Source organism: Paenibacillus sp. CECT 9249 (genome assembly GCF_918697855.1).
Classification (GTDB): domain Bacteria; phylum Bacillota; class Bacilli; order Paenibacillales; family Paenibacillaceae; genus MSJ-34.
Genome location: NZ_CAKKLI010000001.1, coordinates 1 through 24,106, shown reverse-complemented (window position 1 = coordinate 24,106; position 24,106 = coordinate 1). Strand labels below are relative to the sequence as shown.

The 24,106-nt window shown below is 50.6% G+C and carries 21 protein-coding genes, 1 tRNA gene and 1 pseudogene; 19 read left to right on the top strand and 4 right to left on the bottom strand.

From position 1 onward, the window contains the following. The first annotated feature begins 2 nt into the window (after positions 1 to 2). Positions 3 to 1,304, top strand: coding sequence for a DNA repair exonuclease (locus LQ229_RS00110; protein ID WP_230190642.1), 1,302 nt, complete (start codon positions 3 to 5; stop codon positions 1,302 to 1,304). Next, positions 1,301 to 4,615: an AAA family ATPase gene (locus LQ229_RS00105; protein WP_230190641.1), complete on the top strand. Its 3,315-nt coding sequence runs from the start codon at positions 1,301 to 1,303 to the stop codon at positions 4,613 to 4,615. The genes LQ229_RS00110 and LQ229_RS00105 overlap by 4 nt, the downstream gene beginning before the upstream one ends. Here LQ229_RS00105 and LQ229_RS00100 read toward each other — a convergent pair. Next, entirely contained in the window at positions 4,538 to 5,593 is a 1,056-nt protein-coding gene (locus LQ229_RS00100) for a hypothetical protein (protein WP_216537858.1), read from the bottom strand. The two genes, LQ229_RS00105 and LQ229_RS00100, sit on opposite strands and share 78 nt — an antisense overlap. A 231-nt stretch (positions 5,594 to 5,824) precedes the next feature. Next, positions 5,825 to 6,526, bottom strand: coding sequence for a hypothetical protein (locus tag LQ229_RS00095; protein ID WP_230190640.1), 702 nt, complete (start codon positions 6,524 to 6,526; stop codon positions 5,825 to 5,827). Between the two features lie 114 nt (positions 6,527 to 6,640). Between LQ229_RS00095 and LQ229_RS00090 the strand changes: the two genes are divergently transcribed. From LQ229_RS00090 to LQ229_RS00060, 7 genes and pseudogenes are all read left to right on the top strand, one after another. Further along, a complete protein-coding gene (locus LQ229_RS00090) occupies positions 6,641 to 7,213 on the top strand; it encodes a xanthine phosphoribosyltransferase (protein ID WP_216537860.1) in 573 nt (190 codons plus the stop codon). A 94-nt stretch (positions 7,214 to 7,307) separates the two neighbouring features. Further along, on the top strand, positions 7,308 to 7,637 hold the full coding sequence (locus LQ229_RS00085; RefSeq protein ID WP_216537861.1) for a hypothetical protein: 330 nt from the start codon (positions 7,308 to 7,310) through the stop codon (positions 7,635 to 7,637). A 183-nt stretch (positions 7,638 to 7,820) separates the two neighbouring features. Then, positions 7,821 to 8,036, top strand: coding sequence for a hypothetical protein (locus LQ229_RS00080; RefSeq protein WP_216537862.1), 216 nt, complete (start codon positions 7,821 to 7,823; stop codon positions 8,034 to 8,036). An 85-nt stretch (positions 8,037 to 8,121) separates the two neighbouring features. After that, entirely contained in the window at positions 8,122 to 8,442 is a 321-nt protein-coding gene (locus tag LQ229_RS00075) for a zf-TFIIB domain-containing protein (protein ID WP_216537863.1), read from the top strand. 95 nt (positions 8,443 to 8,537) lie between these two features. Then, positions 8,538 to 8,624, top strand: a tRNA-Leu gene (locus LQ229_RS00070). Positions 8,625 to 9,127: 503 nt separating this feature from the next. Next, a pseudogene (gene tnpA / locus LQ229_RS00065) lies at positions 9,128 to 9,459 on the top strand (IS200/IS605 family transposase); the annotation flags it as partial. A gap of 377 nt (positions 9,460 to 9,836) precedes the next feature. Then, positions 9,837 to 10,883: a LacI family DNA-binding transcriptional regulator gene (locus LQ229_RS00060; protein WP_216537864.1), complete on the top strand. Its 1,047-nt coding sequence runs from the start codon at positions 9,837 to 9,839 to the stop codon at positions 10,881 to 10,883. A 512-nt stretch (positions 10,884 to 11,395) separates the two neighbouring features. Here LQ229_RS00060 and LQ229_RS00055 read toward each other — a convergent pair. Continuing rightward, complete coding sequence (locus tag LQ229_RS00055) at positions 11,396 to 11,830, bottom strand: hypothetical protein (protein ID WP_230190639.1); 435 nt, start codon at positions 11,828 to 11,830, stop codon at positions 11,396 to 11,398. 321 nt (positions 11,831 to 12,151) lie between these two features. Between LQ229_RS00055 and LQ229_RS00050 the strand changes: the two genes are divergently transcribed. The 10 genes from LQ229_RS00050 (at position 12,152) to LQ229_RS00010 (ending at position 23,553) form a co-directional block, all read left to right on the top strand. Further along, the gene (locus LQ229_RS00050) at positions 12,152 to 15,079 is read left to right on the top strand and encodes a DUF4832 domain-containing protein (protein ID WP_216537866.1); all 2,928 of its coding nucleotides are present in this window, start codon (positions 12,152 to 12,154) and stop codon (positions 15,077 to 15,079) included. 263 nt (positions 15,080 to 15,342) lie between these two features. After that, entirely contained in the window at positions 15,343 to 16,647 is a 1,305-nt protein-coding gene (melA, locus tag LQ229_RS00045; RefSeq protein ID WP_216537867.1) for an alpha-galactosidase, read from the top strand. Positions 16,648 to 16,702: 55 nt separating this feature from the next. Continuing rightward, positions 16,703 to 18,001 (top strand): ABC transporter substrate-binding protein, encoded by a 1,299-nt coding sequence (locus LQ229_RS00040; protein WP_216537868.1) that lies wholly within the window; start codon positions 16,703 to 16,705, stop codon positions 17,999 to 18,001. Between the two features lie 70 nt (positions 18,002 to 18,071). Further along, positions 18,072 to 18,956 (top strand): sugar ABC transporter permease, encoded by an 885-nt coding sequence (locus LQ229_RS00035; protein WP_216537869.1) that lies wholly within the window; start codon positions 18,072 to 18,074, stop codon positions 18,954 to 18,956. A 10-nt stretch (positions 18,957 to 18,966) separates the two neighbouring features. After that, entirely contained in the window at positions 18,967 to 19,794 is an 828-nt protein-coding gene (locus LQ229_RS00030) for a carbohydrate ABC transporter permease (RefSeq protein WP_216537870.1), read from the top strand. 42 nt (positions 19,795 to 19,836) lie between these two features. Beyond that, positions 19,837 to 21,060: an MFS transporter gene (locus tag LQ229_RS00025; protein ID WP_230190638.1), complete on the top strand. Its 1,224-nt coding sequence runs from the start codon at positions 19,837 to 19,839 to the stop codon at positions 21,058 to 21,060. Positions 21,061 to 21,226: 166 nt separating this feature from the next. Continuing rightward, positions 21,227 to 22,315, top strand: a complete 1,089-nt coding sequence (locus LQ229_RS00020; RefSeq protein WP_230190637.1) for an alanine racemase — start codon at positions 21,227 to 21,229, stop codon at positions 22,313 to 22,315. A 183-nt stretch (positions 22,316 to 22,498) separates the two neighbouring features. Next, positions 22,499 to 22,627 (top strand): transposase, encoded by a 129-nt coding sequence (locus LQ229_RS00015; RefSeq protein ID WP_230190636.1) that lies wholly within the window; start codon positions 22,499 to 22,501, stop codon positions 22,625 to 22,627. A 36-nt stretch (positions 22,628 to 22,663) separates the two neighbouring features. Continuing rightward, positions 22,664 to 22,882 carry a transposase gene (locus tag LQ229_RS27220; RefSeq protein ID WP_356709053.1) on the top strand — a complete coding sequence of 73 codons (219 nt, stop codon included), beginning with the start codon at positions 22,664 to 22,666 and terminating at the stop codon, positions 22,880 to 22,882. Further along, positions 22,834 to 23,553: a cobaltochelatase subunit CobN gene (locus LQ229_RS00010; RefSeq protein ID WP_356709273.1), complete on the top strand. Its 720-nt coding sequence runs from the start codon at positions 22,834 to 22,836 to the stop codon at positions 23,551 to 23,553. The genes LQ229_RS27220 and LQ229_RS00010 overlap by 49 nt, the downstream gene beginning before the upstream one ends. Before the next feature lie 68 nt (positions 23,554 to 23,621). Here LQ229_RS00010 and LQ229_RS00005 read toward each other — a convergent pair whose 3' ends face one another. Next, positions 23,622 to 23,795, bottom strand: a complete 174-nt coding sequence (locus LQ229_RS00005) for an IS110 family transposase (protein ID WP_230190634.1) — start codon at positions 23,793 to 23,795, stop codon at positions 23,622 to 23,624. Positions 23,796 to 24,106 lie beyond the last annotated feature (311 nt).

The window sequence follows — 24,106 nt, the reverse complement described above, 5'->3', positions numbered from 1 at the left end:
GGATGAGTACGTTTCGGTTTATTCATGCGGCCGATTTGCATTTGGACAGCCCGTTTCGCGGCATGGCGAACGTTCCTGAGGACGTTCTCGGCCGGTTGAGGGAGTCGACGTTTGCCGCGTTGCGGAATTTGGTCGCTTTGGCGATACGCGAGAACGTCGATTTTGTCGTGCTGAGCGGCGACATCTACGATGCCGCGGACCGTTCTCTAAAGGCGCAGCTTCGGCTGCAGCGCGGTTTGGCGGAACTGGCCGAGCACGACATCGCCGTGTATATCATTCACGGCAACCACGATCCCGAGAACGGGTTGAAGGCAAGTTTGCAATGGCCGGATAACGTGTTCGTGTTCGGGTCGGCGGAAGCGGAGTGCCGAATCGCCCGCCGGCGATCGGACGGAGAGCAGGTCGCGGCGATTTGCGGCGTTTCGTACCCGCAACAAGCGGTACGGGACAATATGGCGCTGCGCTATCGCCGTCTTGCGGGCTCGGATTTGTACCATATCGCTTTGCTGCATGCGAATGTCGACGGAAACCGCAATCACGACAATTACGCGCCTTGCGGCATGCGGGATTTGCTGGCGTCCGGCTTCGATTATTGGGCGCTCGGCCATATTCACATACGGCAAGTGCTGCACCGGGAGCCGTATATCGTCTATCCCGGCAATACGCAAGGCCGCAGCGTCAAAGAAACCGGCGCGAAAGGCTGCTATATCGTTACGGTAAACGAACGGAAGGAAACGTCTTTGGATTTTCATCCGCTCGACGATGTGCGCTGGTTCGCGCAAGACGTCTCGATTGCAGGAGCCGGAACGGAGCAGGCATTGTTGGAACGGCTTGAAGCTGCGGCGGAAACGGTGCGCGAACAAGCGGACGGCCGTCTGGCCGTCGTACGCTTGACAGTTGGCGGCCGGGATGCGCTGCATGCCCGCATCGAAGGGAGCGCGCTGCTGGAAGAGCTGCTGCAGCATTTGCGAGATAACGAATCGATGCGGCCGGAAAGCGGCGGGGCCGTATGGTTCGATTCGATCCGCGTGCAATCCGGGCTGCCGCTCGACGAGGAAGCGCTGCTAACGCAAGACAGCTTCCTCGGCGAATATTTCCGCTTGGCCGGGCGGACCGCATCCGATCCGAAGCTGTGCGAAGACGTGCTGCGCGAAGCGCTCGCGCCGCTGCTGGCGCAGCCGAAGCTCGGGCCAATCGCGTCCCGCGCCGCGGAAGCGGAGCGGGACGATTGGTTGCGGCGCGCGCGGGAATTGGCTGCGGTGCTGCTCGCGGAACCGGACGAAAGCGGGGGAAATGCACGATGAGAATCAAGGAATTGCATATTCACGGGTTCGGAGCGCTGCGCGACGTTGAATTGCAATTCGGCGGCGCGCCTGTCACGATTTTATATGGGGAGAATGAAGCCGGGAAAAGCACCATGTTCGCTTTCATACGAACGATGCTGTACGGATTTCCTTCGCGTCAGGCGGGAGAACGATTCGAACCCTCTGACGGCGGAACGCATGGAGGGCGAATGATTGTTGAGGACGGCCGCGGCCGCCTCTGGACGATCGAGCGCAACGGAGCGGGTAGTTCGCGCATCTCGCTTATAACGCCGGGCGGGGAAATGCGAACATGTACTCAAGCCGAATTGGAACGCGAACTGCTCGGCGGTTTATCGGCAGATTTGTTCCGGCAGTTGTTCGCCGTCTCGCTAAGCGAACTGCAGCAAATCCGGACGCTGCAGTCGGAAGAGGTGAGCGGCTTCTTGTTCCACGCCGGACTGGGCGACGGGGGCGGCATCGTTCAAGCGGAGCGGAAGTTGTCGCAGGAAATGGACAAGCTGTTTCGCCCGCGCGGACGCACGCAGGAAATCAATCGCGCGATGCAATCGATCGAGGCGTTGGATAAGGAAATCCGGCAGAGAAAGGCACTCATCCAGCAATTTAACGATCAATCCGCGCTCGTGGAACGGGTGGAGGGCGAATTGGCGGAAGCGGAACAAGCGCTAACCGCGCTGCGTGCGCGCGAAGCCGAATTCGCACAGGCGCAAGGATACCGCGATTCGTGGCTGGAAAAGCGGGCGATCGAACGGGAATTGGCCGCGCTTCCCGCCTTCCCTTCGTTTCCCGAAGATGCATTGTCCCGCTGGCAAACGCTGCAGCAAGAGCAAGAGCATCTGGAGGTACGCGGCAAGCAGCTAGATCTGTCTATAGCGAAAATAGACGAGGAACTGGCGTCATGCTCCTACGATGAGAAGCTGTTGGAACAACGGGAAGAGATCGATCGCAGGTTCGGCCAATTGGACGCAGTTGAGGCGCGCCGGTCGGAAATGCGCGAGTTGGAGGCGGAACTCTCCGCCGAGCGCAATCAACTGGAACGTTTGCTGCGGCTGATCGATCCCAGGTGGACGGCGGACGAATTGCGCCGGTTCTCGCTTGGCGCCGGAAGCCGCGAACGGGTGCGGGAAGAGCAGGAACGGAATCGGGCGTACGCGCGAAGGAGCGAATGGCTGCAGCATGAATGCAGCCGATTGCGAAGGCAATGCGACGCGGCCGGCGAAGAAACGGACGAATGGCGGCGGCGGCTCGAGCAAGCGGAGGAAGAGCGGAAGCTTCGCTTCGGTCATATCATTCCCCGGACGAAAGAGGAAGGGGAACGGATATGGGCGGAACTGGTGCGCGAAGCGGAGCGGTGGCGCGAACGCCGCCTGTTGCGGCAAACCGAACGGCGGCAAGCGGAAGCGCAGCGATCCGCGCAGGACGCGGCGGCGGAGCAAATGAGGAAATTGCGCCGCGCCACATTGATCGCGGCCGGCGCGTTAACGGCGATCGTGCCGTTTCTGTTATGGCGGATCGGGCAAATATGGGAGGCGGCGGCTATTCTCGCAGGACTGCTCGGATTGGACGCATACCTCTATTTGTCGGGCCCAAGAGGCAAGGAACGGCCCGGCAAGGGAATGCGTCGAGCGGGCAGCTTTGCGGGGGGCGAAGCGGATGAGAACGAACCATCGTCCTTGTCCGGCATGGACGACTTGCGTATGCTCGAAGTGCTCCGTTCCCTTGTTCGTTCTCCGGCCGGTTACCGCGGCCAGCCCGCGTTCGGGGAAACCGCGGTTTCCGCCGTCCGGGAACATCCGGACGTAACGGATGCGGATTTCGAAGAGCGAATCAACGCCTTGCGCCCAATGATGGACGAATGGTTCGATTGGCATCGGGAAACGGAACAGCTCCGGGCCCGTTACCGCGAGAGTGCGCAGGCGGAAGAAAGTTTGCGGCGAGCGCTCGAGGCGCTGGAACGCGAGCGGGAAGAGGAGGCGCGCGCCGCCGGCAAACTGGCGGAGGCGTGGGACGAATGGCTGCGGTCGCAATCGTTGCCGGAAGGGCTGTCGCCGGAGGCCGCGCATGATATATTCCGAACGGCGGAGCAGGCGATGGAACTGCTTCAGCGCATGGAACAGCGTCATGCGAAGAAGGAAGCGATATCCGAACGGATCGCCGTATTCGAGGAAGCTTGCATGACGTTATTGGCTGCGCTCGAACGAAGCGATCCGGAGGGCGATGCGAGCGGAGATCCGCCCCCATTCGCGGATATTGCATACGAGTTGAAGCGGCAGAAGAACAGGCTCGAACGTCATGAGGCGGCGCGGCAGCGAAGCGCGCGTTTGAACGAACGGCGGACGGAGCTGGCGGAAGAACGGGAGGAGATCGCCGCCCGGCTCGGACAAGCGCGGGAGAAAACCGAGCGTTTGTTTGCTCTTGCAGCGGCGCAAGACGAGGAGCAGTTTCGCCGCCATGTAAGGCAGGCGGAGCGTAGAGTTCAATTGGAGCAGGCGCTGCGCCACTTGGATATCGCAACGGCTCATTCCGCATCCATAGATCGGCTCGCGGAAGTGCTGGAGCGGTATGATGCGGACCGTTTGGGCGAAGCCGTCCGGCTCGTCAGGCTGGACATTTCCGCAGCGGAAGCCCGGATCGGAGAACTGCAGGAACGGCGCGGACGCTTGCTCGGCGAATTGGATCAACTGCGGGAAGCGAGCGAGCATGAAGACCATTTGCAGCGGAAGGAAGGGGAACTCGCGGTTCTGCATGAGAAGATCGGCCGCTACGCAACCTATGCGATCAGCTTGGAATGGCTGAAACGGACGAGACGCATATACGAGGAGGAACGGCAACCGTTTGTTTTGCAAACGGCCTCGGCTTACTTTGCAGCGATGACGGAAGGGCGCTACCGGCGCGTATTCGCTCCTCTCGGCGAGAAGCGAATGGTGGCGGAACGCGAGGACGGCGCGCTTGCGGACAGTTCCCTGTTAAGCCGGGGCACGGCGGAGCAGCTCTATTTCGCGATGCGGCTCGCTTTGTCCGACGCCTTTGCGGCACATCCGCATATGCCGCTCATCCTTGACGATATATTCGTCAATTTCGATTTGAACCGGTTAAGCCATACGTTTGACGTATTGAGTTCAATGCGCGACCGGCATCAAATCGTTATGACGACATGCCATGAGCATGTCGTGCGGACCGCGACGGAGCGGATTCGCGATGCGAATGTGATTGCGCTATCCGAGGGGATCGGCCGATTTCCGCTGCTTGGACACGATCATGACGAGCCAGACGAGGCTGAACAATCCGAATAACGGATAAAGAATCGACAGAAGCGAACTGAATCCGAATTGGCTGATCGTATAGCAGACGAGCATAATGCCCGCCGTAATCCATTGCGGATGCGCTTCAGGCAGCCAGCGCTGCCTGATTTGCAGCGTTACGCCGAAGATGTCGGCTACATAGGTAGTGAATATTTCCAGGAAAATAAGAAATAGATAAATAAACTGCACGATGTGTCCCAATTGGTAAGCGATGCTGCCCATCGGGATTTCGAACTGCGTAATGCCGGGCATATAGGCGGAGAGCGCAAAATGACCCGCCAGCAGCATCAGGCCGATGCCCAAGCCGCCCAGCCATCCGCCCCAGCGTATGACCGCTTTATTCGGCATGGCGGCGCCGACGGGAACGAGAACCGCTTGAGCCATCGCCAAATTGAAGGCGGTATATAAGAAAGGCGCCGCCCATGTGGCGCTCCAGCTGCGATCGCTGATCAATGTAATCCAATGATGGGAATAAGGGGATCGCATCGTATTCAGTACGATCAGCACGGTAAACGTCAGCATAAGCGGCACGACGACGGAATTTAAGGCGAGAATCGACTTGATTCCTTTGCTCAGCAATATATAGGAACAAAATAGGGTGAACAACAGCCCTGTCTGATAATGAATGTTGAAATGCTCCACGAATAACGAGCCCGCGCCGGCCAGCATGACGCTGTTGACCCCGATCAAGATGATCATTAAAAAAAGGCTGATCCAACGTCCGCCCTGTTCGCCGAATAGATGCTTGTTCAAATCTTCATACGACTTGGCCCGAATATCGAAGGATAGGAGCATCACCTTCGTTCCGAGCCAAATGAATAACAAGGTCGCGGCAATAATCGTCAAGGGGGCCCAATTGCCGTATTGGGTAAAAAATTGCAATATCTCCTGCCCGGTGGCGAACCCGGCTCCTACGACCGTTCCGATATATGTAAATGCGATTTGCAGCACTTTGACGACATGCTTCATCTTTTCCTACCCCCTGAGCTCACGGTTTGTACCCTTTATATTGCGTGTTCAAAAAGTCGGCTTTTCAGCACCGGGAAGGTTGCGAGAACCGGAAGCCCATGCTTCCGTAGCGAGTTTTGCCGCACAAAATTTTCCTTTTTGAACAACCTCTTATAGTACAAGGTATGTGAGTAGGGGGTGGGACATGACTTAAAGTGGCGATCTTGATAAGCAAAAAGGAATCCGCGCCATTTACGCGGATTCCTCAACGACAAATAGTTTGATCGACAGAATCGTTTCCGTCTTTGGATCGATGTCCAGCTTGAGCAGCGAGTCTTTCGCATTGTAGCTGTATACGAAACTCGTGTCGGAATCGGGTTTGCCAAGCGCTTTAACGGCGGCTTGTTCTTGATCGCCGATCTGCAAACCTTGCAAGCCGGTGACGATATCGGCACCGCTCACCTCGATGAATTGCACCGTATCGTCTTTATGAAACCCGATATGTAGTCCGTCGTATTCATAAATCGTCATGGACGGCTCGTCTTCAAGGGTGTATTGCTCGACCGGATTGCCGAGCATCTTCACAACGGCGTCCTTCTTCTCGAACAAAGCGATGCCGCCTAACTTCGGGCGGTCGGGATCGAACGAGCCCGCTCCCGTTTTCTTCTCCGTTCCGGTTTGCTCTTTCGCCGTTTGATCCTTATCTTTGCTGGCCGAAATTTCAAGCGGTTCTTTCACTTTATTGGTATCGGTTTTGAACGGGAGCGTCGCATCCGATTGGAACGCGGGAACGGAAGAGGTTGCCTCTTGATCCGGTCCGGCGGAATGTTGTTCAAGTTCCTGCTTGTTCCCGCATGCCGCAGCCAATACGGCGATAACCGTCAGCAAGGCCAGAATCGTTATATAGTTACGCTTCATCTCGGTCACCTCAATGTTAAATTTTGCATTATACATATTATTAACGGTTCAAACGGTCAAATAGTTTCGTTTTTGGCGGCAATATTTTTCTTGATCGAAAGATCGTTCGTATGGTAATTTCAATTAAAGGATTTGCTTGGAGGTCGTAACATGGAATTGTTGAAACAGAGAATTTTGAAGGAAGCGGTAGTTTTGTCGGACCAAGTGTTGAAATTGGACGCCCTGCTCAACCACCAGGTAGATCCGAAGCTGACGATGGAAATGGGCAGGGAATTCGCCCGCCGGTTCGCGGATGCAGGGGTAACGCGAGTTGTAACGATCGAATCGTCCGGCATTCCGGTCGCTTTTGCCGTCGCGTACGAGCTTGGCGTTCCTATGGTGTTCGCCCGCCGCAAGAAGGCGCTGATCGGCGAGCATGACGCTCTGCACGAACGCGTTCCATCGTTCACGAAAGGAATCGTCACCGATATTATGATATCCCCGCAATTTATCGCGGAGGATGACCGGCTATTGCTGATCGACGATATTATCGCGAACGGGGACGCCGCGCGGGGTCTGCTTAAAATTATCGAACGGCGCGGAGCCGAATTGGTCGGCATGGGCATCGTTGTGGAGAAATGTTTCCAGCCGGGGGCCCGCATGTTCCGCGAACAAGGCATTCGTTTGGAATCGCTCGTCAAAATCGCTTCGCTTGAAGGCGGCCAAATTCGGTTTGAAGTGTAGCAAATTTTGCCTGCGGTATTCCAATCAGTCCCTTTGCACCCGGTTTGCTTTTCGCTTATAATAAGGGTAAGTTTGAGGGGAGGAGGCAAAAATAATGGGGAAAGACCTAGTTTCTGTTGAGTTTTTTATGCAAAAGTTGTCAGATGCCAAAGTTCATTTTGAACGCGCCTTGGATTGCAAACATACTGAATTCGATGACCTTTACCCCTATATGATTGAACATCCTCAGTTTTTTTGGTACAAACGGTATGTAGCTTGGTCGGAGCTGCTTACGATCGTCAAATTATGCGAGGAGTTGGACGTATCGTGGTCGGAGCAGTTTACGCCGCAACAGATCGATTACATCCGAAATCGTGTCATGTCGGCCAAAGTACTCGATTTTTGGTTCGAAACGAACGATACGAAAGAGCATGTGGAACAGTAACGTCCTTGCCGAGTAGGAAGGATAGGCTGTATTTGTGCTAGAGGATATCAGATAGGTTCTGTGCAAGGTTTAAGCAACAATCGGTTGTTACAATCGCACATCGCATATACAAGCAAGCGAATAGGCCTGAATGGATATCATTCGGGCCTTTTTGCATCATCATACCATTAGGAGTTGGAGGATATGATCTCGGAAGAGCAATTGGACGCTTACCGGCAAGCGGGAACGAAAATTAGAGTTGTACGCGACATTTTGGAAAGAAACGACGTGATCGGAATTGTCGTGGCATGGGACGACGAGCATGCGCTGATCCGCCGCCAAAATCGGAGAGTCGTGCAAGTGAAACGGACTTATCTGTTCCAGCCGTTCGACGAGGAGCGGCAGAATCCTATTATATAAACGATCTCGCACACGTATAAAAATGAAACTTTAAGCCAAGCCTTGCGTAACATAGTGATAAGTCGAATTGTGGAGGGATATAGCAATGAAATGCCCGATATGCAACGATGTGCGCATGCGCGAAGTGGAAAAGGAAGGAATTATGATCGACGTTTGTCCGGAATGCAAGGGAGTGTGGCTCGATCGCGGCGAACTGGAGAAGCTGATGAGCGATGTGCGGGAAATGCGTCCTGCCTTCAATTCCTGGTATGACGAACAATATGAGCGTCGAGACGACAGCTATGAACGGCGGGAACCTTATCGCGATCATGATAAGCATTACGACTCCCATCCCGGATATTCCAAGCATGGCTATAAGAAAAAGAAGAAGTCCGTACTGGACGTCTTCGGAGATTTGTTTGATTGAAATAGAATGAAGCCTATATCGCGAAATTTATTTCTAGCTTTTTGTTGACATTAGGTAGTAGTCCGTGATATATTATTCTTTGTCGTTAGATAAATGCGGTCGTGGCGGAATTGGCAGACGCGCACGGTTCAGGTCCGTGTGGGCTAACCCCCGTGGAGGTTCGAGTCCTCTCGACCGCACCATTTCAACAATGACAGGTTTCTGATCTGCGTTTTCTGGCAGAGCGGAAACCTTTTTGTTATTTGCGCGCCTAGCCAAGTTAGGCACAACTAACCGGTGTGAGTCCGGTCGAGGTAAGAGCCAAGTCGCCTCGCAGCTGACAGGCAATTGGTGGAGAGACCCTAAGGTTGAAGCCCTGTGACAAAGTAACTCTCAAGAGAGTGCGAGCAAATCAGCAGGCCGTAACATCAAGTGAATCATGCCGCATCGTCAAAAAGAACCTGCAAAGGACAAGAGAGAGCCGAGCCTCGGAACATTGGGCGAAGGCCATGGAACGCGTGAAGCTCTTGGAAACGCAGCGCGGAAGAACTCTCCGGTGAATGGGGTTGGAGAAATCAGCCCCATTTCGGAAATATTTTTTTCCAATTCGAAACGGGGTTACAATAAAAAATACTCCCACAAAAGTAGGAGGAAAGGAGGTTTGGTGGTACAAGGAAATCCTCGTCCCATCTGCCTCGGCCAATGCCGAGAGACTATTAAATACAAGGTAGTGGATATATTAGAGAGTCACATGATGCCAGATCATGTGCATATGTTAGTAGCGATTCCACCAAAAATCTCATTATGGGATATCTGAAGGGAAAAAGCTCACTGATGATATTCGAGAAGCATGGCAGTGTGAAGTATAAATATGGCAATCGAAAATTTTGGGCGGAGGGATACTACGTCAGCACAGTAGGCTTAAATGAAGCAACCGTCGCAAAATATATACGTGAACAAGAAGCACATGCACAGCGAATTCACACAGGAATTAACTGGAACGGATGGTGGATGCCAAACGCGACTGGGAAAAGCTAACTTTTAAAAATTGGTTTAAATGATGAAATGGTAAAATGAGTAAACATGAATTCGCCGTGGAAGCACATGGCCAAGCAGTTGATAAACTAAGTGTAAAAGAGTATGAAGATCCATTTATCAGAAACAGTAGCAAGAAGAAGTAAACCAGTTTAACTGGTAAGTGAAAATGACAAATTACACTGAGCCTGAACAATTTTGTTGTCAGGCTGGCGTCTTTAGGCGCAGTTTGGCAACAGGGGGTTATACCCTAAGAGCAAACCACCCGTTGGACGGGTGATCATGATTTTATTAGAGGAATTACAATTTGACAGGAGCGTCCCGTATTCGCTATGATAAAGATGCTTGATTTGGGCCCAAGAATCAAAGGTGGTGCGAAAGTGGCTACATTAAAAGATATTGCTGAGAGAGTGGGCGTCTCCATATCGACCGTATCGCGAGTGCTGAACGACGATGACAGCAAGATCGTTAACGCTGTTACGAAAGAAAAAATCCTGATCACCGCCGAAGAGCTCGGTTACCGAAAGAAAGGGTGGTCAAGGCGGTCGATCGTGGATAGGGGCATAGAGCCTGTTGTTACAAAGCGAAAGCGAGTCGGGTGCATTATTTCGCTCCCCCAGGAAAATTATTCGTACCCGTACTTCTCGCTGGTGTTGAAGGGCATAGAGAAAGGCTTGGCCGACAGAGGCTATGGGCTGGCTTTCATTCATACGAGGGACGAGCTTCGTGATCCTTCGGTACAGCAGCAGGTCATTCAAGAAAGCCAGGTAGACGGCGTGATTATTATCGAGGGCATCGACACGCCGATCTACGCGTCTCTCAAGAAGCACATCCCGACCATTGTCGGTGTCGATGTGAATGATCCGAAGATTCCTACAGTTTCTTACGATAGAGTAGCCGCATCTCAAGCGGCGGTTCGGCATCTGATCAGCCAAGGACACCGGAAAATTGGCTTTATCGGCGGCTTGGGGTTGTCGGGAGACATCTATCGTGAGAAGAGATTTCGAGGCTATCACAACGCTCTGCTTGAGGCCGATATCGAACTGGAGCGAAGGTGGATTTTGAACGCGGAGTGGCAGATTGAGACCAGCTTCGAATTGATGAGTCGGTTGGTGAAGGAGACGCCGCGAGCGGAATTACCGACGGCCTTCTTCGTGGCGAGCGATGTGATGGCAATCTCGGCTATGCGCGCGGTTACGGAAGCGGGTTTGCGCGTTCCGGATGACATGGCTTTCTTTGGGGTCGATAATATTGATATTTCCCAATATACTTCCCCGCCGTTGTCGACGATACATGTTCCGAAATATGAGATCGGCCAAATGGCGGCTTACTTGCTGTCCGACCGCCTGGAAGGAAGGATGAACTTCCCGATCAGAGCGTTACTTCCTTACGACTTGAAGATCAGGGGTTCTTCGACAAGAGTTTAGTGTAGACGGTAACGAGTTTTTTCCGAATAGGCGACGATGAAGGAACTGTTCTCCCGATGTGGGAGGACGGTTTTTTTTGTTTGCGCGTCTAGCCAAGTTAGGCACAACTAACCGGTGTGAGTCCGGTCGAGGTGTAAGAGCCAAGTCGCCTCGTGGCTGACAGGCAGTTGGTGGAGAGACCCTAAGGTTGAAGCCCTGTGACAAAGTAACTCTCAAGAGAGTGCGAGCAAATCAGCAGGCCGTAACATCAAGTGAATCCTGCCGCAGCTCCGGTGTATGGGGAACGGCATGTTGAGAAAGTTGTGTCTGGAACTAGGGAAACCCTACCTCGCACGGCAACGTCGTAAAGAGCGACCCTATAAGCCCGAAAGGTGAAGTGGCGAGCTGCGAGAAGGGTGGCGGAGGGGGTTGTAGTATCCGTGAAGCAAAAGGACAACACAACCTTGTGGAGGAAAGAGCCCCTGCTTTGTTCACGTACTGGAGGAGGTAAGAGTCAGTGAATGCCCAAAAGGCTAACCAATGAACGGCTCGATGCTTTGATGCTCCAAGAGAAGGTATATGGCCTCCGCATCATAAGCAGCGTCGAGGAGCATTTTGTCTACCGTGCTCATGACCAGACTGACGGCATCATGCTGCGAGGCAGGCTGAAGTCGCGGATACAAGGGCAAATCGTGCTTACTGTCCGCCGCAGAGATCATATACAGGTGGTAACCGTTAAAGTATTTTTCTCTGGCGCTGTCCCAACCTGAGTTGCAGTTGGGCTGGGAGTAAAGACGAAGATGGTTGCAATCGGCTATACCGCGGGCACGACGCATCATCCATTGGACCAGGCGTTCGACTCTTCCGGGTGTGGTTGTCGGGGCTTTCTCGTATTTCTTCTTGCCTTCTTTGGCCTTCCCCTTGCGTTTGCGCTGTTTCTTGGTGTGATAAGGGTCATACCCCTTCACGCGATTTTTTGGATGTTTTCGGAAAATGTCAAGTGTTTTTTCGAAAAATCAGCCACATTTTACAAATATTTTTTCCAATTCAAAATGGGGTTGAAATCATGACCACCCGTTGGACGGGTGGTCAATGATTAACTCTGTGAATAATCATTTTCTCATTGACATTTTTGCCCCAAAGAATATAAGATCATATTAGAAAAATATGGGCGAAAAATTACGTAAAATATTGGGCCCAAAAATAAGTTTCGCAAAGGGGGTTAGCGATGAGCAAAGTGGATGTAACGAATAACCCGAATTTTACTATACTAATTTGGAGGTTAGGCTATGAAAAAAGTATTCGGAATGCTTGCGATCCTATTAATCGTTAGCCTGGTGATGTCAAGCTCGTTCGATGTCGCGAGGGCGAATAGAGGAGTAGCCCCGCTTGTATTGCAAGCGCTTAACTATACGGAGAATCCTGTTGATATTCCGAATCCGGACAGGGGCTTCTATAGACCCGAAGAATATGTAATTCCGGTCACCAGTGGAACAACTCCAGACATCCCCGACTTAAAGGCCACTATAACAGGTACCCAGGTCTCTGTCGATGCTCGCATCGTTTATTTGGAATTTAACCTAAAAAACTTTTCATCGAATGCTCCCCTCAACAGAAAACCCCTTGGACCCTGGAGTGCTGAGGGTGATCTTGCGCCAGATTATGGAGAAACTCAACCTTTAACACCCGCTGCGCTTGATTATGTAAGGGCAGTACTTCAAAAAGTAAGAGACAGCGAAGCTGTTGCCATTGTGAAATTTAATTATGACGGACAGGGCTACACTTATGCTGATACTGGAGATTATGACCAGATCATTCATGATTGCGAACCAGGGGCGCCAAAAGGTCGGCTTTGGTACGAATCAGCAGAGCTTGAGGAAGATCGCGTGGAAGAGGAATCTGATTTGAGCGGCATACCAGGTCATGAGGACAAAAACTGGGTACAATATCATCTTTGGCAGCTTGGAAATGTTTTCAGCGAATTCGAAGATAGCATAATGGTTGTTAAAGGGGGGATCTTTGGCCCATGGGGCGAAATGCACTCATCATCCTATTCCAAAACTCCGGAAGGTTACGCCTGGCTTTTGAATGCATTGCTGGACTATGTTCCCGATTCGCGTTCGATTTTAGTACATGCGGGCGGAGTCATGGCATGGCATAACGAAACGTATGGAACCGATTATAGCTTTACGAATCCAATGCCAGCCCCGGCACGCGGAACGCAGGCGCAACGTTTTGGTATGTTCAACGATAGTTATTCGCGGGGTTTGGACGACAAATGGTATAATGACAATGGCTCGCTTTCCGAAGGGTATGCTTTAATTGGAACTGGGGATCCGGATGATTTTGATCGCAACGTTGTTTTAACGTGGATGAGAAATCAAAATAACTTCTATGGCGGTGAAACAGTTAGCCCTGGTGAACCCGATAATATCTATTCCAATCTTCCGAGTGTTCTTTATGAATCCGCTTATGCACAAGCCACTCATTTGAATACAAGTTATAACAAGGACACTTATCAACTTTGGGGTGACTTTGTTTATAATGAAGAGAATGTTACGGCACCGTTTACGCTTCCACACGATGGAGTGACTCGAACGGTAATCTTTGATCCGGTTTATGACGGCAGAAGCGGAATGGAATATATACGTGACAGACTGGGCTACCGGTTAGTATTGCGTGAGGCTAATGTGAGCGAATGGGTAGAGCAGAACGGTACCCTGAGGTTCGAGGGGAAGATCCAAAACGTTGGTTTTGGTAATGTCGTAAACAAGAAGAACGTGTCGGTCATTCTAAAAGCCCAGGATGGCTCTGAAACTTACACGGCACTTACGAACCTTGACGCAAGAGATTGGCGGCCTGATTTGGACAGCAGGGCAGACAATACCGCTGCATGGCGTGATTTGAACTTCTCTATTCCTATGAGCGCATTTGGTGAGGTGCCTCTTGGTGACTATGATATTTATTTGAAGATCAATGATCCGAAAGAAACGAGCGCGAACAAGCGTAGTATACAGTTTGCGAACCACGATATTTGGGATGCTTCCCTCGGTGCAAACTTAATGGGTTCGACTAAAGTGAATGCTCCATGGATTAATAGTGGCGGCGGTGATGGCGGCAGTAGTGATGGTGGTAGCGTCGATAGCGGCAGCGTCGACAGCACACGGCCTCAGACAACTGTTCCGGCAGGGGACGGATCAGTTTCAGTCGTTTATGCGCAAACCGGTGGGACGGTGACGCTTACTATGCCGACCAGTAAAGTAAATGAAATAATCTCGAATGTCAAAAAAGGCACGGCGACAATTGACCTTTCCAAAGTGTCCGATGCGACAAACGCGGCTATGCCGAAAACCGCATGGACGGGTTTCGCAGATGCGGGGCTTGCCGTGGAAATTAAATTCCCACAGGGAACGGTAACGTTTGATAAAGATGCGGTTGCTTCGCTGGCGGCACAGGCAAACGGAAACCATGTAATGGTGAAGGTAAGTGGGGTTAGCCAATCGAGTTTGACGGCGGCGCAGAAGGCAGTCATAAACTCCGGCGATTCGGTGTTTGATGTTTCTGTTTCTTCGGGTTCACAGGCAATCCAGAACTTTGACGGCACCATCACTGTCACTGTACCCTATTCCGGGAAAACTCCCGTTGCGGTATGGTATTTGAACGATAAGGGAGAGCTTGAAAAGCTGGATGGCGTATATGACTCTCCGACGAAAGCCGTTACATTTACAACCAACCATCTTTCGTTGTATGTAGTAGGACAGGACAAGAAGGTGGAAATACCTTTTGTGGACGTAAAAGACAGCGATTGGTTTTTTGAGGCTGTTGCGTATGACCACGGCCTTATGATTGGTACGGAAGTTGACACGTTCAGTCCCGATATGACCGTTACGCGGGGGATGGTTGTGGCCGTGCTGTACCGTCTTGAAGGGAGTCATGACGCGAATGGTCTTCCTAATCCCTTTAACGATGTGGCGGTTGGAAAATGGTACAACGACGCAGTGAAATGGGCGGCAAATAACCGTATTTTATTAGGATACGGCAATGGTAAATTTGGCCCGGAGGATACAATCGTACGACAGGATATGGCGCGTATTCTCAACAACTATGCAAAAGCAAACGGCAAGGGGGACAACTTATTTGATTCGGAAGGCAATGCGACCCGCGCGGATCTGGCCGCTATGCTGATGAAGCTTTTGGAAGCGTCGACAGACAAATAAACGACAGCCGATCTCATTAAACGCAATATCATGTGTAGAGTAGAGGGGCGAAATTTCATTGGAGGGCGTGAGCCCTCCTCTTATTTTCCTAACTTCCTTCCCCAAACCGGATATAAGAAAACAACTTTCTCGGAAATAACAATTTTCTCGTTGACTTTTTTGCCCCAAAAGATATAAAATCTTGTTAGAAAACTTTGGGCATATATTGGTGAATTTTGCGTTATTTTCGGGCCCAAAAATATGTTTTGCGAAGGGGAGCACCAATGAACAAAGTAACGATTATAGGCGCAGGAAGTAGTTTCACTAAGGATATCGTCGTAGATATGATCAACATTCCGAACCTGGGCGACGAGGTGACGGTTGGTTTGATTGATCTTGAGCCGGATCGCTTGGAACTGGCTAGACAATTGGTGGAGAAGGTCGTACTCCTTGCTGGGAGGAAGTGGAACATCGCCGCTTCGACGGAGCGCAAGGAAGTGCTTCCGGGCTCGAACTTCGTCATCAACCAGATTGAAGTTCATGGCCTACAGACCGTAAAGTACGAATACGAAATTCCTTTGAAATACGGGGTCAAGCAATGCATCGGCGATACGCTTGGGCCGGGGGGACTGTTCAAAACCTTGAGAACGCTTCCAGCGTGGCTGGACATTATCCGCGATATTGAAGCCTATTGTCCAGATTGCGTCATTCTGAATTATACGAATCCGATGTCCGCTGTTACGCTTGCCACCGTCAAAACGACGGAAATTCCCGTGGTCGGGCTGTGCCATTCCATTCAGAACACGTCAACACAGCTCGCGAAGTATTTGGACGTTCCATACGAGGAATTGAAATGGAGAGCGGGCGGCATTAACCATATGTCCTGGTTCGTAGAGTTGTCGCGGAACGGACGGGATTTGTATCCCGAGCTCAAAGAGAGGATGAAGAATCCCGAGTTGCTGAGGAAGGATCCGGTAAGATTGGATGCCATGAAGTACCTGGGAGCATTCGTATCCGAATCGAGTGGTCATTTCTCGGAGTATATTCCTTATTACCGCAAGCGCGAGGACTTGCTAGAGCGGCATTGTGGAGTCGGCTATAACGGCGGTACCGGATTCTACGCCAACAACTGGCCAATCTGGAGACAAGAGAACGACGAGCAGATTCTACGCCGGATCTCTGGCCAGGAAGAGATCAGCTTCGAATCCTCCAATGAATACGCGGCCGTGATCATTGATGCGATGATTAATCATACGCCTAAGGTCATTTATGGAAACGTTGCCAACACCGGTTTGATTGACAATCTTTCGAATGATGGAGTCGTCGAGGTCGCATGCCTGATCGATCGTAATGGCATTCATCCGACGCACTTCGGTAAGTTGCCTGAACATCTGGCGGCCCTGTGCCGAAGCAATATGGCCTTCTTCGAGTTGGCGGTCTCCGCCGTGCTGAATCGTGACAAGGAAGCGGCATTGCATGCGTTAATGATCGATCCGCTTACGGCTGCGGTATGTTCTCTCGACGAGATTCGCTCGATGTTCGACGAATTGTACGAGGCGGAGAAGCCTTTTATCGCAGAACTACACTAATCGCCGGCAACAAGTATGTCATTCATATAGCAAATTCATTAGGGGGAATGTTTTTATGAAAAAGACGATTTTATTGCTCATGGCTCTGATGCTAATGGGAAGTCTGGCGCTCGCCGGTTGCTCGGGCGGCAATAATGCGACAGGGGAGTCGGGGGGCAAGGATGGAGATAAGCCGATCAAGTTGGTCTGGTGGGTTCACGAGAGTCCTTCGTTCGTTGAGGCCAACAAAAAGCTGATTGAAGATTACAAGAAAGTGAAACCCAATGTGACGATCGATCTTCAAATCTTCCCATACGATGCGTTCGTTCAGAAGATTAGAGTGTCGATGAATACGAAAACAGCTCCGGATATTGTACAAATGTTCGGAACCTGGGTAAGGGAATATGCGAAGAACGACTTGCTGGAGCCGGCGCCAAACGGAGCTGAGCTCGAAGCCGAAGTCTATTCTGCAGCTATCGGCGGATTCCAATACGATGGCCAAGTGTATGGCGTGCCGCACGAATTCAATATGGAGAACGGGGCAGCGCTACGGTACCCGAAAATGTTCGAAGAAGCCGGTATTGATAAGGATCCGACGACCTGGGCGGAATTGATAGAAAACGCTAAAACATTGACCAAACGCAAGGGTGATAAAATCACCGTCCGGGGGCTAGACATCACCTCCAAAGACAGCGTTGTATTCTATTTCCTGTCACTTATCCAGCAGCAGGGCGCCGATTTCTGGAATGAGGATCGCACGCAGGTGAACTTCTCTACACCAGAAGCGGAGAAAGCCATGCAAGAGCTGGTCGATCTGGTCAATGTACACAAAGTCACTGACCTGACTAAGTTCGGAACACCGGAAGAGCCTTACATGGTCTTCTTCAAAGGCTTGTCGGCGATGACGACGGCAGGGCCATGGACGATTGCGGAAGGCTATAACACGTTTAATGTTCAAGATTTCGATTACATGCCAATCCCTTCCTACGGAGACGGTCCACCAATATTCAGTGCCGAATCCGGCTGGGGAGAAGTCGTATCCAAAAATAGTGCCAATGCCGAAGCGGCCTGGGATTTCGTGCAATTCATGATGGAGGAGGAGAACGCGTTCGACTGGAATCTCCGTACCTCGTCTATTCCGGCGAATAAGCGTGTCGCTGAGGATCCGAAGTATTTGGAGAGCGCTCCGGCCGTGAAAGCGGCGCTCGATGTTCTTCCTCACGGCCGCTGGATCGGGCCGCTTGCCGACCGGGATTACTTCTTCCAAGTGATCACCGATGTGTACGCGGAGATCACCAATGAAAAAACGAGCTTGAAGGACGGTTTGAAAAAGGCGGAGGACGAAATAAACAAGATGCTGAAAGCCAAGCAGTAATTGATGATGAAGCAGCGGGAGGCAATCGAAGCCGCGCCTCCCGCTGCTTCGATTTGGAGGAGGTTCGCAGATGTCGAAACAGCAAGTATCCGAGCGGAGATTCGTCGCCTTTTCACTGACGCCAATTGTTCTTTTATTTTTGGTGTTCTCCGTCATTCCCATCGGAATCGGCACCGTGCTGATGTTTTTTGATTATTCGCCCTTATCATCTTCTGTTCCATTCGCTGGCTTGACGAATATACGGGAGCTACTATCCGATGAGATGTTCTATAAATCGCTGCGAGTTACTTTCACTTTCGTGGGGGTGGCCATTCCGGCGAATATCGCCTTGACGTTGCTCATTGCAATAGGTATTAACAAGATTCGCAGCCGTTTTTGGAAAAACAGCTTTCGCACGATGTTTTTCCTTCCCGCGATCGCGCCGTTGGCTGGCTCTGCCATCATCTGGACAACGATGTTCAACGCGGATAGCGGAGTCGTTAACATGGCTCTTGATATGTTCGGATTGCCTTCGGTCGATTGGCTGTCGAATCCTTCTACGGCGCTTCTGTCCATTATCATTATGACGTTATGGGCCGACGTCGGTTATAACATCGTGTTGTTCATGGCAGGCATCGACTCCATCCCCGAATCGCTTTACGAAGCGGCGGAGTTGGACGGAGCCTCTCCTTGGCATGCGTTCTGGAGCATCACGCTTCCCATGCTGAGCCGTACCATGCTGTTTGTGTTCATTATGACCAGCATCTCGTATTTCCAGATGTTCCCTCAATTCCAGATTATGACCAAGGGCGGACCTCTGTACGAAACCTATGTGCTGGCTCTTAACATCTATGATCAAGCCTTCACGTACATGAATATGAGCTACGCTTCTGCTATGGCATTCGTCATGCTGATCATTATCCTCGTTCTGACCCTGATCGAGATGCGGATCGGTAGATCAAAGTGGGAGCATTAAGGAGGACGACATGCGGACGAAAAAATGGAAATGGTCGTATATGTTGTTATTTACGACTTTGTTGATCGGTTCTTTGCTTATGTTCGTGCCCTATCTGTGGATGGTATTGACCTCTTTCAAGAGCAATGCGGAAATATTGACCGCCTCCAATCATCTGCTACCTCAGGAGCCGACGCTGTCGGGCTACAGGAAGGTGCTTGGAGAGGTGCCTTTTTTCCGCTGGTTCCTGAACAGCTTATCGACTTCGGCTATTGTCACGATTGGTGCGGTGTTCACCAGCGCATTGGCAGGCTATATCTTCGCCAAATTCCGTTTTCGGGGTAAGCGCTTGTTGTTTGTCATTATTCTGGCTACAATGATGGTTCCTTTTCAAATCGTGATGGTACCGACTTATATCATCATATCCAAGCTTAACTTGGTTAACGATCTGGCGGCGATCGTCATTCCTTATTTGGTGAGTGCATTCGGCGTTTTTCTGGCGAAGCAGTTCATCGAGGCGATTCCGAATGAATTAATCGAAGCCGCACGCATGGACGGAGCATCCGAATTCCGTACGTTCTGGTCGCTTGTCCTTCCGCAGATCAGGCCAGCGTTGTCGGCACTTGCAATTTTCTCTTTCATGACTTCATGGAACAACTACTTATGGCCGCTGATTATATTGAATGAAGAATCAAAAATGACCGTTCCGCTGGCGCTCGTGTTTTTCAACGGGCAGAATGTCGTGAACTATAACGTGGTTATGTCGGCGGCGGTATTGATCATGATTCCTGTGGTCATCATCTTCCTAATCTTCCAGAGACAATTCATCAAAGGACTGACGATGACCGGGTTTAAATGAAATCGGTCGATCGTTCGTCCCTGTTCGAAGGGAGCTTGACGCATGATTATTCAGAAAGAACACATGACACGGGAAGCAAACTTGACTTTGGCGATGCACGGGCTGTTTATTTTCGGCAGCTCGGCATCCCTGACATTCTTCAACATTTATTTTCTGCGGTTGAGCGAATCGTTTGCATTAAATCTGATTTACAATGCGCTCTTCTACGTATTGACGCCGCTCGGGTTTTGGATCGGGGGCTGGTTCGCGAAGCGGTATGACAGGCTACATACCCTCAGAATCAGCCTAGTTCTGCACATGGTGTTTTTCGTGCTCATCCTGATGCTAGGTGACGGGATTATCGACGTTTACGGAGCGATTGCGCTTTGCCAAGGGCTTGCTGTTGGATTCTACTGGGCCGGCATTCTGGTACTGCTGTACGATGTGTCAGCCAAATTGAATCGAGTTCGATATATCGGCATTAGCACGGTGACACTGACCGGGGCCGGCTTGATTGGCCCGCTCTCGGGTGGATGGTTGATCGGCAGAAGCGAGAATCTGACCGGCTATCTGTATGCCTTTTGCTTGACATTGGCCGTGTTCGTGGCCGTGTTTGCGATATCTCTCCTTATCCGTAAGAAGCCCTCCAGGCGGAGGCGTTATCTGCTTGGTTTAACAGGTGTGATGGCCCGTCGAAACCCGCAGTGGATGAAGTTTCTAGGACTGTGGTTTTGCACCGGATTCCTGGAAGGACTAACACTTTTCATTCCGGCGTTGGTGCTCTACGAGGTGTTCGAACGTGAGAATGTCGTTAGCATCGTACTGGCGGCGACATCGCTCGTCTCGGTGGCGTCCAGTTTTTACATGTCCCGCAGGGGGACGATGGAACGCGCTCCCGTCTATATGCGGGTGTGCTCTCTCGGCATCGCGCTGAGCGCGATTCTCCTGTCCGGTGGGATGGGGACGGTGCAGGTGCTCGTGTTTTTGGCCGTTGTCGCCTGTCTAAATCCAGTCTATCACAATACATTTATGTCCCGTTTTTTTGCTGAGACGGATAAGCTTCCGCTGAAGGGGGCCTTTCGAATCGAATCCGTCGTTCTGTATGAATCGCTGTTGAACTTCGGCCGGGCCGTCCCCTTGGTCGTTCTGCTTCCATTCGCCGATTCGCTGCGGACAGAGGCGCTATGGATCGCTTTTGTTTGCGCGGGAACCCTGCAAGGTGTTGCGGTGTGGCTGACATTTCGAAAGACGAAATTTCCACGAACTAGAGAGAGGGAACTGACATGAGCAAAATTGTCTAGATTGTCGGGGAACTAAATCCCGATGCCATATTGTCTTTGGCCGAACGTTTAAAGCTGGGGATCGCGTTTGTCAGTTTTTTGATATCTCGAAATTTACCCTCTATCAGATACTGGATGAGGTACGAGCTATAAAAATAAAAGGAGCAACAATCATGATTAAGGACTTAGACACACCTGCGGTAATTGTAGATCTTAACATTATAGAGCGAAATATAAGTAAAATGGCTGAAATTGTCCAAAAAGCGGGAATTAAACACCGTCCGCATATCAAAACACATAAATCAACATTTTTAGCAAGAATGCAACTAAATGCAGGAGCAAAAGGCATTACTTGTGCCAAACTTGGCGAAGCGGAAGTATTTGCTGCAGAAGGATTTGATGACATCCTTCTTGCCTTTCCTGTTGTTGGAGAGAAGAATTTAGCCCGCTTTCAAGCACTTGCCGAAAAGATCGACATTAAAACTGTGATAGACAGTCGGGAAGTAGCGGAAGGACTCTCCAATGTAGGAAAGAAACTTGATAGAAAGATTCCGGTTTATATAGAGATAGATGGCGGTATTCACCGTTGTGGGCGTCAGCCAGGAGAAGATACCGTTCATTTTGCGGAAAGTATTCGTAACCTTCCCGGTATTGATATTATGGGCGTTCTTTCTTACGCAGGACAAATTTATGGAATGAATGATAAAGAAAGTATCCAAGAGATGGCAAAAGAAGAATCTAATACGCTATCCGCCACAGCAGATGCCCTCCGGCAAGCTGGGTTTAATATCAAAGAAGTAAGTGGTGGTTCATCCATTTCATCCAAATTTGCAGAGTATATGCATGGGGTAACAGAGGTCCGTGCTGGAAATTATATTTTCCACGACCAAGCACAACTTGCAACAGGAATGGTTTCGATTGAGGAATGTGCATTAAGAGTTATTGTAACCGTTGTTAGTGCTGTAGCACCTGGACAGGCTGTAATTGATGCAGGTTCAAAGACACTTACCTCAGATAGTGCTTCGTTCGCCAAAGGTTATGGTTATATTATCGAACATCCAGATATTGAAATTTACAAGTTAAATGAGGAACATGGTTATCTCCGCTTTGATAAATCAATTAAACTATCAGTCGGGCAGAAATTAACCGTGATTCCTAATCATTCCTGTATGATTCCAAACCTCTGCGATGAACTGATTACGGTATGTGGAGAAGAGGTGATTTCGTCTTTCCCGGTTAGCGCCAGAGGAAAGAATAAATAATTGTAAAAAATAAGAGGGGGTAATTATGTTTAAAAAACAGTTAAAGAAAATATAAATATTGGTCCGATTCACGCTCTTGATGTCTCAGCTATAGAAGCAGAATAAACCGGTGGATGAACTTCTTGTAAAGGTCGGATTATTTGAGAAAAAAGAGGTCGTATCCAACACAGCTTTCGGGTGGTCATGACGGAAGGCCAAAAGCAAACGAAGATCAAACTGAAAGATATGAATTTACAGACAGGCAAGGCGTATCGGCTCAAACTGGCACTCCAGGACATGTGGACGTATCCAACCATTTATGCAGACCTGTAATGGACCCAATGGGCGGTTCGTTCCCAAGTGAAGCCGATGGCAGCCGTTGCAAGTTCATTGCAACGATGTGCAGGCGGCATTTTGAGGTGGTTTCAGTCCAGGATGACCAATAGATTACTCGAAGGCATGAACAGCCTGGTTCAAGCAGCGAAGCGTAAAGCACGTGGTTACCGTACAACGCGTAATTTTATTGCCATGATCGCGAAATCATTCAGGAGATTCGGAAATTCGCCCTTGTGCTGCCCATCGCCATGACTTCTTTGGTCCACGTGGATTCGAAAAAGTTGAGAAATTTCCTGATGTTTGGCGGCACAACGTGGAGGGAAAGTATACCTGATCGTAAATTTTATCCCGTTTCGGTTGGGTGCCGGTCCGACCGGCGGCAAAAGCGAAGAGATTCTAGCATTGCTGAGGGAAGTGGAAGCGCCGATGTTTCATCCTTTTTTCCTGACCAGAAGGAAAAAAAGGAATGGGAACACTCGCGTCAGGGATTGTCTCTTTCGGAGTTTCTTGTGCAGATGATGCTGCCCGAGTTGGATGGCAGTATTGAAATGCTCCCGGTCGCTGCATTATCCGCTCGGGACTATGATGAAGAACTGCAGCTTCATATCAAGGAGCTGCAGTTAATCGAAGAGGGTGCGCAGCGGCTTGTGAGCCGAGTCCGGCGGTATCTGGAACTTCAAACCAAACCGCCAGCCGAGAAAAGGATTGCCATCATTGGCTACAATTATCCACCAGGAGAGGGGCATCTGCTCCAAGCTTCCTTCCTGGATATCTTCGAATCCGTCTCCCGAATCATGAAAGCGATGAAACAACATGGCTACATGACGGAAACGTATTCCGGAACGGAGTTGCGAGAGCGATTTATCCAGGAAGGAGTCGTGAATCCCGGCATTTGGACAGACGAACGCGGGTCTGACTCTTAACTGAAGTACGAAAGCGATGACTACGTTCGGAATAACGAAGTGTTTGCCAAGCGCCGGAAAGAGTATGTTCACCAGAGGGGAGAACATGCGGCGGAAATCTTCTTCCTTAGGAAAGAAAGGCTTTGAAAATTAATAGCTTGTACGTCGTGTTTCTCCTTGGCAATGTCGATGCCTATAACAAGAGTGGAAGTGGAAATTCGCTCTACATGTTGATTTTGAGCATTAATTAATCTAGATTTCATAATGACGCCTCCTCGTATAGTATCTTTTGAAAGCTCTTATAGGTTAGTTTCCATCCCCTGAGGGGGATGGAAAACGGCCTCGAAATTTCCAGGCTCGTTCTTTGAAAATTTCATCTGGGACTGGACTTTCCGGCATGTCTCCGGACAATGGAACTTAGGGTCCATTCGGGGAAATTCTTCTCGGCTCCTGTAGCGCGTCTACATTCTAAGTCTGTTTCTCCGGTACTCGCTTGAACTTCTTACCCGCTGGCTGTTCCCTTCGGCAACCCATGCCCGATGTTAGCAGCGTCGGGGCAGCTCATGGCCCGAAG